The sequence below is a fragment of the Thermacetogenium phaeum DSM 12270 genome (assembly GCF_000305935.1).
In the GTDB taxonomy this organism is placed as follows: Bacteria; Bacillota; DSM-12270; order Thermacetogeniales; family Thermacetogeniaceae; genus Thermacetogenium; species Thermacetogenium phaeum.
On the sequence record NC_018870.1, the window covers coordinates 2,067,227 to 2,079,863 of the forward strand.

The window sequence follows — 12,637 nt, forward strand, 5'->3', positions numbered from 1 at the left end:
CCCCCCTTTTCCCGCTCAAGTAATATAAAGATGGTGATCTCTCCTTCCAAAAAGGTGAGACTGCACCCTTTCACTGTTCGCTCATTCCGGGAGGGGTGATCCTGTATTCCACATAGGCCAGCGCCCGGTCAAGGGCAACGGCCAGCAGGGCTCCCAATCCGGCTCCGACGATGAGGAATTCCGACCAGAACATATTCAATCCCGTCAAAATCAGATCCCCCAACCCTCCGCCGCCGATGTAGGCGGCGAGAGTACCGACGCTGACCACGTACACCGTTGAAGTTCTGATGCCGGCCAGGATGATGGGCATGGCCAGGGGGAGTTCCACCTCACAGAGGATCTTCTTCGCTGGCATACCCATGCCTAAAGCCGCTTCCTTCACATCAGGGCTCACACCATAGAGTCCGGCAATGGTGTTTCTGGCAATGGGCAGCAGTCCCTGCACTACCAGAGCGACAATGGTGGGCTTCAATCCCAAGCCCAATAGGGGCATGGCCAGGGCCACAATGGCCAGGCCCGGAATGGTCTGCAGGACATTCAAGACGTTGAGAACGATGAAACCGTACCTCTCGAAGCGCGGCCTTGTGAGGATAATGCCCAAGGGCACCGAGATCGCCATGGCAGCAACAACCGAAACGAGAACCATTATTATGTGAACACCCAGTGCCGCCGGAACTCTGTTGAAAAGAGCATCCTGAAAACGCACCCAGTCCATTTATTCCCCTTCTTTCCTGCAGGAGTGTTTCCTGATGGTGGAAAGGGTGATCACACCGACCAGCTCCGCTCCGTTCAGAACGCCGAGATGTTCAACGCCGTGTTCCAGCATCAGCGACAGGGCATCCCGCAGCACCAAATCCCTCTGGGCAAAGGCACCCCTTCTGGCGAGGGCCATCTGCATCAGGCTCTGGGGAGAGATGCTTTCTCCCTTGCCGTCGATGTCCCCGGCAGTCAGAAAACCGCAGGCCCTACCGTTATCATCTATCAGAAATGCGATCTCCGCACCCTTATCCTGCATCAGCCGGCCGACATGCGCCAGCTCCCTCTCCCTGACTACGCAGCCGACCGGAGCTGCCAGATCCGCCACCTGGTACAGCCCCAGCTTCTTAACCACCCTGTCGTAACCGATGAAATCACTGACGAATTCGTTGGCAGGTCTGGTGAGGATCTCGTGCGGGGTTCCGTACTGGACCAGCCGCCCCTTGTTGAAAATGGCGATCCGGTCCCCCATCTTGATGGCTTCATTGATATCATGTGTGACGAAGCAGATGGTTTTCTTCATTTCCCTCTGCAGGCGCAAAAATTCGTCCTGAAGGTAATTCCTGGCTATGGGGTCAACCGCTCCGAAAGGCTCGTCCATCAGCATAATCGGGGGGTCTGCAGCCATCGCCCTGGCAACACCTACCCTCTGCATCTGCCCCCCGCTGAGCTGGGATGGATATTTGTCCCTGGTGGTTTCCGGATCCAGCCCGATCAGTTCCAGCAGCTCGTCCACCCGCTGCCTGATCTTTTCTTTCGGCCAGCCGTAGAGCCGCGGGACGATGGCGATGTTTTCCGCCACCGTTCGGTGGGGCAGGAGCCCGATCTGCTGGATGACATAGCCGATTCCCATTCTGAGCCTGTCCGGGTCACTCTCTCTGATGTCCTTATTGTCGATCAGAATCGTCCCGGAGGTCGGCTCGATCATCCTGTTGATCATGCGCAGGGTGGTGCTTTTGCCGCATCCCGACGGCCCCACGAAAACGCAGGTCTCACCCTCCGGTATCTGCAAAGATAACCTGTCAACGGCCGGAACCTTCTGGCCCTTGTATATCTTGGTAACCTCCCTGAGTTCGATCATCGACATCCTCCTAACCGATGTTATTCCGGCACGGGGTCGCGGTCACTGACCGCGGCTCACCCTCAGTCCCTTGGGCACCATTCTCTTCTCCAGCGCTCCGAGAGCGGTATCCAGTACTATCGCAATCAAGGAGATCAGCAGGGCACCGTCAACAATCATCTCAACGTTGAATCTGGTTAACCCCTCTGAAATCAGCCGTCCCAAGTTTCTTTCACCGATATAGGTGGCGATGGCCGCAATCCCGGTTGTCATCACCACCGTAATCCTGAAGCCGGCAAAGATGACCGGCGTTGCCAGCGGAAGCTGGATTTCCCAAAGGATTCTCCAGTTGTTCATCCCCATGCCTCTGGCTGCTTCGATGACGCTCTTATCGACCACCTTGATCCCCTGATAAACATTCCTCACCAGAGGCATCATGGCATAGAGCACCAGGGCAACCAGAGCGGAACGCCGTCCCAGGCCTAAAAAGGGAATCGTCACCATCACCGCAAACAGAGACAAACTGGGGATGCAGAAGATGGCATTGGCGATCCCCAATACCCGGTTCGCCCATTTTTCGCTCCTGGTGATCAACACCCCTACAGGCACCCAGAGCACCAGGGAGATCAATACTGCCCAGAGCACGAGGGAAAAATGGGCCTCAGTGTACTCTAAAATGAGCGGTATGTTGTTCTGAATGAACTTGAGGTAGCTCAAGAACTCACCACCCTATCCTGAAAATAGACCGCATACCCTGCCGGTCTACCGCTCGACTCCCGATTCCAGGCCGGACAGGACGACGGCTCGCTTCGGGACAGCTCTGGGATGCTGTGTAACATGTTGGAAACTGCTTCTGTCAAACGCAGCGTTTGGCCTCGCAGCAAATTCATTCCATCGCAGGTCAAGGGGTGTCTGTACTCGCATCCCGACCTGTCATCCTCGCTTCGCCTGTCCTGTTACCCGGCCTTCCATAGGTCGCTTGAGGTCGCTCGCTGGCAGACCCGTCGGGTATTTTCATGCTCTGTTTGTGCCGCCCAAGGCGGCGTGAGGGTCTGTCCTCAAGTAATCACCCCAACGCCCTTAACTGTTCGGGTTAACCAGGTCATTTTTGAGCAGCAGCCGTTTCCTCCCGGAGGCAGGGAATCAGCACTGTTCCATCTGATTCTCCCCTTCAATGAACGACCTTTGTTAAATCCCCATCTCACGCACACAATTTATGCACCTCTGGTGTATTCGAGCGGGAATTCGCCTGCATGCTATTTTTGCACGCAATAAATATTTGCGGTGATCTTATCTTTCGGTCCCAAATCCTCACCGGACAGCTTCCGCCCGGATCCCCAACCGGCGCATCCGATACTGCAGATTCTGGCGCAGAATCCCCAGTTCCCTGGCCGCCCTGCTGATATTTCCCCCGTTTCTCGCCAGAGTCTCCTCGATCACCTGTTTCTCATAATCCTTCAGGATCTGGTGGAGAGTGCCGCCTGAAATACTGCGTTTGAAAGGTCGGGATACCGTTTTCTTCGCAAATCTTGTGCTGACATGAGGAGGTAGATGTTCGAAGGAGATCAGATTTTCGTTGGGATCGAGCATGGACATGCAGCTTTCGATGATGTGCTCCAGCTCCCGGACATTACCGGGCCACCTGTAGTGCAGAAACGCCTCTTTCAGTTGGGAATCCATCCGGACACCGAGCTGACCGTAGATCTTACCGTATTTGCCGATGAAATGATTGATCAGAGCCTTGATATCCTCCGGCCTTTCCCGCAACGGCGGGATATAAATTGTAAAAACAGCAAAACGATAGTAGATGTCCTCCCGCAGTGTGCCGTTGATGATGCACTCCCAGGGGTCCATGTTCGTCGAGCTGAAAATCCTGCAGCTGACCGGTATTTCCTTCTTGCCGCCCACCCTGCGGAAGGTCCTCTCCTGCAGCACCCTGAGCAACTTGGCCTGCAGAGAGGGGCTCATGGAGTTGATCTCATCCAGGAAGAGAGTCCCATTCCCCGCCTGTTCGATCAATCCAACGCTGTCCACCGCGCCGGTAAAAGCCCCCTTGACGGTTCCGAAGAGGAGGCTTTCCAGCAGCGTCTCCGGGATCGCCGCGCAGTTGATCCCCACAAAGGGCTCATCCCGCCTGCTGCTGGCATTGTGAATGCTCTGAACGATTATCTCCTTGCCGGTCCCGGTCTCGCCGTAAACCAGAACAGCGCAGTCGGTCTTGGCCGCCTTGCGCGCCTGCCGCACCAGCTTTTCCATCTCCCGGCTGGCGTAAACGAAATCAGCGAAGGTATAGCGAGTTCCATTCTTAAACCCCGATCCTCCTTCTTCACCATGCATCTGCTTCTGCAGCAGAACTTTCTCATTGAGGAGGTCTTTAAGCTTCGTCACATCGCGGCAGACGGAAAAGGCCCCAATCACTTTGTTTCCCATATAAACGGGATAGGTGCTGGATACCAGACTGATTTCCCGCCCTTCTGCCGTGTAGTGAATCTTGGCAAGCTCCTTAAAAGGCTTTCCGGTCTTGACGACCGTGAGGTGTTCACTGGTCTCTGGCGTAACCCGGTACACATCCATCAGGTGACGCCCGATCACTTCATCCCGACTGAGACCATCCATCCTCTCCAGGGCCCGGTTGTAGTAGATGATAGTCCCGTCTACGTCGGTAATGATGATGCCTTCGGAGATCGCCTCAATCGTGTTTTCCAGCATGGTAAGACGCTCGGCCCTGTTGCTGTCATCCCCCTGCATCCGAATTTCCTTCTGCACCTGTCACACCCCCATCAGGGCAACTGCAGTTCCACCGGTCATCAATTCGACATCAAGAGACAATATCCCTACCGAAAGGGCAACAAGTGCAAAATTTTTATCTCAAGCGGTGCGCTACAGCAATCTGGTTTTCAGCAGATTCTTGATCTCCGCAAAGATCCCTGCCGCTTCACCCATCAGAATCTCCTTTTCGGCTCCGAGCCTCCTCCTGAACTCCTGGTCCTTGATCCCCTCCAGGTTGATGGCAACATTAAAGAGGGAACCTACCATACCGGCATAAGCGATGAGGGCGGCAACCCCGGCATCACTCAGGGCATTGGGATTACCCCGTCTCACCATCTCCCCGGCAATGCGCAGCACATCCAGGCATTCTCTGGCCATCCGCAGGGGGTGGTCAGCCGCCTCCTGCAGGGCTTTCTGAATTGCCCGGGAGCGGCGCTCCTTTTCCTCCGGAGTCTCCTTCGGCATCCGGTAGGCGCTCATGACCCTGTTGAAGGCTTCCGTGTCCCCGTCCACACCGGAGCTCAGGCTCTCCATCAGAGCCAGCGACCGTTCCAGCAGGCGCCGGAGATCCTCCTTTTCCTTCTCATCAGAGCCATCTCCGCCGTCGCTCAGGCGCGCCACCATGGAGACCAGGGCGGCTCCCAGGGCACCGGCCAGGGCGGAAACGCTCCCACCCCCGGGTGCGGGGGAGGCGGAAGCCAGCTCCGCCAGGAAGTCCTTAACGGTCAAATCCATAAGCACGTTCATCGCTTCCTTTCATCCCCCTTCGTGAATCCGTTTTTCCAGCACCTGGTCCTGCCGAAACCCCTCCAGCCTCAGGTAAAAGGCCGCCGCATCCAGCAGGGCTTCCATGGGAACGAGGCCGACGATCTCACTGCCGATGACGTTGACTCCGTAGCGCGCCGCCTCGCTCTTGACCGTTTCCAGCACCCGATGTAGGGGAACCTCCCGGTAGTTGCAGACGTTGATGGTCACCTGGGCTACGTTGCGGTCCTTCAGCATTATACCCAGAGCCTTGATGCTGGGGTAACCACCGCTGCTCCCCCGGATGGCTTTGGCGATCGCCTTGGCCACGGCCACATCATCCGTCCCCAGATTGATGTTATAGGCTATCAGAGGTGGGCGGGCTCCCACTGCCGTCGCCCCTGCGGTAGGATGCAGGCGGGCCGGCCCGAAGTCCGGGCGCCGCTCCGGCCGGCCGATGGCCTCCTTCAGCCCCTCATACTCCCCCTGGCGCACCTTCGGGAGGCTTTTGCGTTCGGGGCGCAGCGCCGCCTCTTCGTAGAGATAGACGGGAATCTGCAGCTTCTCACCGATCTCCCGGCCGAGCTCCCGGGCCAGCCGGACGCAGTCCTCCATCGTTACCCCGGAGATGGGAATCAAGGGAATCACATCGGTAGCCCCGATGCGCGGGTGCTCACCGCGGTGCCGCTCCATGTCAATGAGCTCGGCCGCCTTCTGAGCCGCCAGGAAGGCAGCGGTCTTCACCTGCTCCGGCCCCCCCACAAAGGTGACCACGGTTCTGTTGTGGCTGGGGTCGGAGGAATAATCCAGCAGTTTGACTCCGGCTACCCCTCTGATAACATCAAGGATCTGCTCCACCACTTCAGGGCGCCGCCCCTCGCTGAAATTGGGGACACATTCGACCAGTTTTTGCTCACCCTCCGATTACCACTCTTCCGTTCTTAATGACGGTTTCCACCAGGTTGGTTCCGAAGCGGTACATCAGGTAAAGATGATTGGGAGCGTCGAAGATCACCATATCGGCCTTCTTCCCAACTTCCAGGCTTCCCACAGCAGCCGCCCGCCCTACGGCGTGAGCGGCGTTGATGGTGACCGCCGTGATCACCTCCGCCGGGCGCATCTTCAACTGCCTGCAGGCCAGTCCCATCACCACTTGCAGAGAGTTCACGGGGCTGCTCCCTGGGTTGAAATCGGTGGCCAGGGCAACCGCTACCCCCTGTTCGATCATCCTGCGGGCCGGGGCATAACTCTCCCCCATCAGGCAGAAGGTGGTTGCCGGAAGGAGGACGGCCACGGTATCCGACCGTGCCAGGTCGCCAATACCTTTACCTGAAACCGCCATTAGATGATCGGCCGAAGTCGCGCCGAGCTCTGCGGCCAGTTCCGCCCCTCCTAAGGGGGCCATCTCATCGGCGTGCACTTTCAGCTTCAATCCCAGTTCTTTCGCCTTAAGCAGAATGCGGCGGGTCTGCTCCACCGAAAATACCCCTTCTTCACAGAAGACATCGCAGAATTCGGCCAAACCCCGCCGGGCAACGACCGGGAGCATCTCCTCCACCACCAGATCCACGTAGCCATCGGGGTTCGTCCGATATTCGGCGGGAATGGCATGAGCGCCTAGAAAAGTCGGAACCAACTCCACCGGCTGCACCATGTTGAGCCTCCGAACCGCCTCGAGCATTTTCACCTCATCTTCGATGGTAAGCCCGTAACCGCTCTTGGCCTCGGCGGTGGTGGTCCCCTGGGCGAGCATCTCCTGGAGATACTTCCCGGCTGCGGCGATCAGTTCCGCAAGCCCGGCCTCTCTGGTGGCCCTCACGGTATCCAGGATGCCTCCCCCGGCGGCCAGGATCTCCAGGTAGCCCCTCCCCTCGATCCTCATCTCCAGCTCGTACTCCCGGGAACCGGCAAAAACCACATGAGTGTGGGGATCAACCAAACCGGGGAGGACCACCCTGCCCCCGGCATTGACCACCCTGGTATCCCAGCCGATTGCCACCTGTTCCATAACGTCGGAGGTTTTTCCGACCGCTACGATGACGCCATCTTTAGCCGCCACCGCCCCATCCCGGATCAGGCCGATCTCAGCCATTTCCCGGCCGCGCTTCGGCCGTTCCGTGCCTCCGGCGCAGGTGACCACCTCTGCGGCGTTACGCACAATCAGATCCGCCTCTGTTCTTTTCATCCCATCACCCCCTCTAACAAGGTTGTCAAGCGGCACGACGATCTCCCTTGCTGAGGCACAAAACGACCCGTTCAGGCACCGCCATCAACAGGCCAGTTCGCCCGTTTCCTTCTCCACCTCGTCGATGATCCTGCCGTCCAGCAGCAGACCGTGGACCTTTTCCAGGTCGCGGTAAAGGATCCGATCCCCGTCCCAGTGGGGCACCACCTCCCGGATCACTCGGGAGGCCGCCCTGCTCCCCTTGCCTATGGCGTGAGAGGTGAAATCCAGGGCCTGCGCCGCGGCCAGCATTTCTCCGGCTACAATCCACCTCACATTCTCGATGACGGAAACCGCCTTCCGGGCAGCGATAGAACCCATACTGACGTGGTCCTCCTGGTTCCCAGAGGTCGGTATGGAGTCGACACTTGCCGGATGGGCGAGCACCTTGTTCTCCGAAGCAAGGGCGGCGGTGGTATACTGCAGGATCATCAGCCCTGAATTCAAGCCGCCCTCTTCGGTCAGGAAAGGCGGTAAGCCGTTGTTCAGGGCGGGGTTCACCAACCTCTCGATCCGCCTTTCGGAAATGCTTCCCAGTTCCGAAACAGCCATCGCCAGAAAATCCAAAGGAAGGGCCAGCGGCTGCCCGTGGAAGTTCCCACCGCTGATCACCTCACCGGTATCGGGGAGAATCAAGGGGTTGTCGGTGGCCGAGTTGATCTCTACATCCAAGACCCTTTTCACATAATTGATGGCATCCAGAGAAGCGCCGTGCACCTGGGGAATGCAGCGCAGGGTATAGGCATCCTGCACCCGCTTGTGCCTGGTTCTGGTCAGCAGTTCACTGCCGTCCAGCAGGCGCCGCATCATCAGGGCACAGTTCTTCTGGCCGCCGTGCGGCCTCAACTCCTGGATCCGGGGATCGTAGGCTGTGGGTATTCCATCCAAAGCCTCAAAGGTCATGGCAGCGGCGATGTTCGCCGCCTTGTAGAGACGCAAGGCGTGATGCACGGCCAGACACCCCAAAGCGGACATATACTGAGTCCCGTTGATCAGGGCAAGCCCCTCTTTGGCGGTGAGTTGAACGGGATGCAGTTTTGCCAGCTTCAACCCCTCCCGGGAGGAGAGTTTCTGCCCCTGATATTCCACCTCCCCCAGGCCGATCATCGCCAGGGCGATGTGGGCCAGGGGCACCAGATCGCCGCTCGCCCCCACCGAACCCTTGCAGGGGACCACTGGATGAACGGCCTTGTTCAGCATGTCCAGCAGCAGCTGAACGACCTCCACCCGCACCCCTGAATAACCCTTGGCCAGGGAGTTGGCACGCAGCAGCATCATGGCCCTTACCGCCTCTACCGGAAGGGGCTCCCCCACCCCACCGGAGTGGCTCATAATGATGTTCTGCTGCAAAGCGTCGCTGGCATCCCGCGACACCAGCAGGTCGCTGAACTTCCCGAAACCGGTGGTAACCCCATAGACCACCCGCCCGTCTGCAACGAGCCTTTCAACGACCCTCCTGGATCTCAAAAGCTTGGCTTTCCCGGAAACATGAAGCACCACGGGGGCCCTTTTGCAGGCAACGGCAATAATCTGATCCAGGGAGAGACTTTCACCATCTATAGAGACGACATCACCGGCAGCATTCAGTTCGATCATCCCCCCGACCTCCTTAAACTCCTGTAGAGTCAAGAATGAAAAACTCCTTCGCCGGTTATCCCGGTCGATCACACCGGACCCCTTCTCCGTCCTGAGACAGGGGAATTACCATTCTCGGCAGAACCGGGAATCGTCGATCCGTTTTGCACCCGGCCGTGCCTCACCGGGAAACAATGCAAAATATGTGCCAGAAAAACACCCATCCGGCGAGAGGAAGGGTCTTCTTGAGAACTGGGGGATAGACACAAAAAAAGCACCGCCCGGTGCTCTTCATTTATTAAGCACTTTTATAATTAGGTCGGCTCAGCGTCACTCTTCCAATTCCCTGTCAATGCAAGTCCCCGGGAGAAGACCGCCTGTTATAGATGCCTCAATGCCTCCGCCGGGCTCAAAGATGCCGCCCTGCTGGCAGGGTAAAGGCCGAAAAAAATCCCTACAAGAGCGGAGAAACCGAAAGCCAGCAGAATCGTCCAGACGGAGATGAGAGGGGGCCAGTTGGCGGCGAGCGCTACCAGCAAAGCTCCACCGGCACCCACGATCATCCCGATAAAGCCCCCTACAAGGCAAAGGGCGACCGCTTCTAAAAGAAACTGCTGCATAATGTCGCGCCGGCGCGCCCCTAAGGCCATCAAGATCCCGATTTCCCTGGTCCGCTCGGTGACCGCCACCAGCATGATGTTCATCACCCCGACGCCGCCCACCAGAAGAGCGATCCCCGCTACTGCTCCTACTACCAGCGTCAGTACCGAGGTTACCTTTTCCACGATGGCCAGCTGTTCCTCCATAGAGGTACCGGTATATTTGACGGTGCTGGCGGGGTGCCTCTTCTCCAGAATCTTCAGGCTGTCGGAGATCGCCTGAAGAATGTCGGCTTTTGAGGTTGCCACCCCGCAGAGGGAGTGAATCACCCTGGTATTGAGAATTTCCTGGGCAAAGGTGATGGGTACATAGACGGCCTTTAAGTTCATCGTGCTCATCACAGAGGAGGGGGGTGTTTCCATCACCCCGACAACCGTGGCCGGAACATCCTGAATAAAGATCTTTTTGCCGAGAGGATCGCCGTTCGGGAAAAGCTCTTCGGCCACGGCGGCATCGAGCACCGCCACCCGGGCGTGAACGGCCACATCACTACCCGTCAGAAAGCGTCCGGTCTTGACACCCAGGTTGATGGCTGCAGTAAAATCCGGCATCGTCCCGTAAAGCTGCGACAGCAGGGGCTTCTGCCTGCTGTGCGGAAGGCGCACATCGATCATGCTACCGTAGGTGAGAGCGGCCATCTTCTCCACGGCGGGTGAGAGTTCCTTGATCAGAACGGCGTCCTGCAGGTTGAAGGTGTCCGGCCCCGGAGCCTCGCCTCGCGCAAAGTCCACGGAGATCTCGAAATACCGGCTGCTCCCGGTTGCCTCCAGCTGAGAGATGACCACCGCCTGCCCCCCCTGCCCGATGGCGACAACGGCGATCACCGCGGCTATCCCGATGGCAATCCCGAGAACCGTCAGAGCTGCCCGCAGGCGGTGGGCAAGCAGATTTTCCACAACGATCTGCAACATATCTGCGGCTCTCAAAGACCAACAACCTCCTCCCCGACGATCTCCCCATCCCGGAAGTGGAGGATCCGCCTGGCGTAGTAGGCGATTTCCGGGTCATGGGTCACCAGAACGATCGTCTTACCGGCCTGATGCATCTCTCTAAAGATTTCCATAATCTCACGACCGGACCTGGTATCCAGGTTACCAGTCGGCTCATCCGCCAAAACAACTCGGGGATTATTGGCCAGCGCCCGGGCGATGGCCACCCGCTGCTGTTCCCCGCCGGAAAGGGCGGCCGGTTTGTGCCGCAGGCGGTGGCCGAGCCCTACCCTTTTCAGAAGTCCGATGACCCGCTCCCGGCGTTCCCGGCGCGGCACCCCGGCATACACCAGGGGCAATTCAACATTGCGCATAACGTCATGCCTGGGCAGGAGATTGAAGCTCTGGAAAACAAATCCCAGCTCCCGGTTGCGCAATTCCGCCAGCTCCTCCTCTTCCAGGGAGTTGACGTCTCTGCCGTCCAGGAAATAACTCCCGGCAGTAGGGCGTTCCAGGCAGCCCAGGATGCTCAGGAAGGTAGACTTGCCGGAACCGGAGGCGCCCATAATGGCCACAAAATCCCCCTCCGGTATCTCCAGGGTGACCCCCTTCAGGGCCTCCACCGCCGCATCCCCGCTGCCGTACACTTTTGTCAAGCCGGAAACCCTGATCACTTTCCGTCACCGGTGCTCACCCGCACCTGCTGACCGTCCTGGAGACCTTCCGGGGCTAAAACGACCAGTTCTCCGGCCTTGACCCCGCTCTTGATCTCGGTATAAAGCTCATTGCTGTGGCCGACATCCACCGCCCTTCTTCTAGCCTTTCTGCCTTCAACGACGAAAACGGCTTTCTTGCCATCCAACTCGATGACGGCTTCATTGGGAACGAGCAGGGACCGACGCGGCCTAACCCGGTATATTGTCAGATCAACGTTGGCTCCCGGCTTCAGTCCAGTTCCCACCTCCTTTAGCGTTATGTAAACTTTGACGACATTTTCGTTCTCCCTCATGGTGCCCCTGGTCACGCCCGGAGCCACGCTGGCAACCTCACCCCGGTAAATCTTGCCCGGATCCCCCGCCCACCGAACCTCGACCTCCTGCCCCGGGGTGACGCCGGCGACATCCTGTTCACTTAAATCGGCAACCACCTGCAGATTTTCCGGGTCACCGATGGTGAGGACCGGTGAACCGGGCTGGAGATAATCCCCCTCATCTGCATACTTTTGCAGAACGATCCCCCCGCCGGGAGCCCTGAGCTGCCCCTTCTCCAGCAAGGCGCGGGCGCTCTGAAGGGAGGCCCGTGCCTGCTCGACACGGGCGGCGATCACCCGGATCTCCTCAGGATCACCGCTGCGCAGTCTCTCCAGTCGAGATGCGGCCGCCTTAAGATCAGCCTCGGCCTTTCTGTAAGAGGCCTCCGCTGCCTCAAACTCCGCCGCCGGCACCGCGCCCTGTTCAAACAGGTAGCGATAGCGCTCGTAGTTCCGGCGCGCATTCTCCGCCTGGGTCTGCAGCCAGTCATATTCTGCTTCGGCAGCGGCTACTTCTTCAGGCCTGGCCGGTTTCTGCGCCCTCGCCAGCTCCGCCTCCGCCACCTTCAGGGCGGCCTCTGCTTCCCGAACCCTGTTTTCCTGCTCAAAGGTGTCCAGTTCAAAGAGCACCTGCCCTTCAGCTACCCGGTCCCCCTCTCCCACATGAAGCTTCAACAGGCAGGCCGGAAAATGAGCTACCAGGTCAACGGCACCTTCGACCTCCACCTTCCCGGTCGTCAGGACCTTATCCTCATAGCTGCGGTGTTCAACAAGGGCAGTTTTCACCTCCACCGAGGGGGCACTGAGACCGCGGAGCGCCGCGGTTACAACCACTGCCAGGATCGATCCCGCCCCCAACAGCAACAGCAGCTTTTTAGAGTTCGACAAGG

Annotated in this window: 11 protein-coding genes; all 11 read right to left on the reverse strand. The window is 58.5% G+C overall.

Annotation, left to right across the window (positions count from 1 at the left end):
• Positions 1 to 70: 70 nt before the first annotated feature.
• The 11 genes from TPH_RS10120 to TPH_RS10170 all read right to left on the reverse strand — a co-directional run bounded on the left by TPH_RS10120 (position 71) and on the right by TPH_RS10170 (position 12,635).
• Positions 71 to 715, reverse strand: a complete 645-nt coding sequence (locus tag TPH_RS10120; protein WP_015051108.1) for an ABC transporter permease — start codon at positions 713 to 715, stop codon at positions 71 to 73.
• The gene (locus TPH_RS10125; RefSeq protein WP_015051109.1) at positions 716 to 1,837 is read right to left on the reverse strand and encodes a betaine/proline/choline family ABC transporter ATP-binding protein; all 1,122 of its coding nucleotides are present in this window, start codon (positions 1,835 to 1,837) and stop codon (positions 716 to 718) included.
• A 42-nt stretch (positions 1,838 to 1,879) separates the two neighbouring features.
• Complete coding sequence (locus TPH_RS10130) at positions 1,880 to 2,533, reverse strand: ABC transporter permease (RefSeq protein WP_015051110.1); 654 nt, start codon at positions 2,531 to 2,533, stop codon at positions 1,880 to 1,882.
• A gap of 594 nt (positions 2,534 to 3,127) precedes the next feature.
• A complete protein-coding gene (locus tag TPH_RS10135) occupies positions 3,128 to 4,582 on the reverse strand; it encodes a sigma-54 interaction domain-containing protein (protein WP_201764444.1) in 1,455 nt (484 codons plus the stop codon).
• 114 nt (positions 4,583 to 4,696) lie between these two features.
• Positions 4,697 to 5,332 (reverse strand): cyclodeaminase/cyclohydrolase family protein, encoded by a 636-nt coding sequence (locus TPH_RS10140; protein ID WP_015051112.1) that lies wholly within the window; start codon positions 5,330 to 5,332, stop codon positions 4,697 to 4,699.
• 9 nt (positions 5,333 to 5,341) lie between these two features.
• Positions 5,342 to 6,235, reverse strand: coding sequence for a glutamate formimidoyltransferase (ftcD, locus tag TPH_RS10145; protein ID WP_028990879.1), 894 nt, complete (start codon positions 6,233 to 6,235; stop codon positions 5,342 to 5,344).
• Positions 6,236 to 6,242: 7 nt separating this feature from the next.
• A complete protein-coding gene (gene hutI, locus TPH_RS10150; protein ID WP_015051114.1) occupies positions 6,243 to 7,514 on the reverse strand; it encodes an imidazolonepropionase in 1,272 nt (423 codons plus the stop codon).
• A gap of 84 nt (positions 7,515 to 7,598) precedes the next feature.
• A complete protein-coding gene (hutH, locus tag TPH_RS10155) occupies positions 7,599 to 9,149 on the reverse strand; it encodes a histidine ammonia-lyase (RefSeq protein ID WP_015051115.1) in 1,551 nt (516 codons plus the stop codon).
• Positions 9,150 to 9,508: 359 nt separating this feature from the next.
• Positions 9,509 to 10,714: an ABC transporter permease gene (locus tag TPH_RS10160; RefSeq protein ID WP_015051116.1), complete on the reverse strand. Its 1,206-nt coding sequence runs from the start codon at positions 10,712 to 10,714 to the stop codon at positions 9,509 to 9,511.
• Positions 10,711 to 11,391 carry an ABC transporter ATP-binding protein gene (locus TPH_RS10165; protein ID WP_015051117.1) on the reverse strand — a complete coding sequence of 227 codons (681 nt, stop codon included), beginning with the start codon at positions 11,389 to 11,391 and terminating at the stop codon, positions 10,711 to 10,713. The genes TPH_RS10160 and TPH_RS10165 overlap by 4 nt, the downstream gene beginning before the upstream one ends.
• Positions 11,388 to 12,635, reverse strand: a complete 1,248-nt coding sequence (locus tag TPH_RS10170) for an efflux RND transporter periplasmic adaptor subunit (RefSeq protein ID WP_015051118.1) — start codon at positions 12,633 to 12,635, stop codon at positions 11,388 to 11,390. The genes TPH_RS10165 and TPH_RS10170 overlap by 4 nt, the downstream gene beginning before the upstream one ends.
• Positions 12,636 to 12,637: the final 2 nt, after the last annotated feature.

Excerpts from the sequence above, each read along its gene's own strand:
- TPH_RS10120 (WP_015051108.1), bottom strand. The coding sequence starts at position 715 with ATGGACTGGGTGCGTTTTCAGGATGCTCTTTTCAACAGAGTTCCGGCG.
- TPH_RS10125 (WP_015051109.1), bottom strand. The coding sequence starts at position 1,837 with ATGATCGAACTCAGGGAGGTTACCAAGATATACAAGGGCCAGAAGGTT.
- TPH_RS10140 (WP_015051112.1), bottom strand. The coding sequence starts at position 5,332 with ATGAACGTGCTTATGGATTTGACCGTTAAGGACTTCCTGGCGGAGCTG.
- hutI (WP_015051114.1), bottom strand. The coding sequence starts at position 7,514 with ATGAAAAGAACAGAGGCGGATCTGATTGTGCGTAACGCCGCAGAGGTG.
- hutH (WP_015051115.1), bottom strand. The coding sequence starts at position 9,149 with ATGATCGAACTGAATGCTGCCGGTGATGTCGTCTCTATAGATGGTGAA.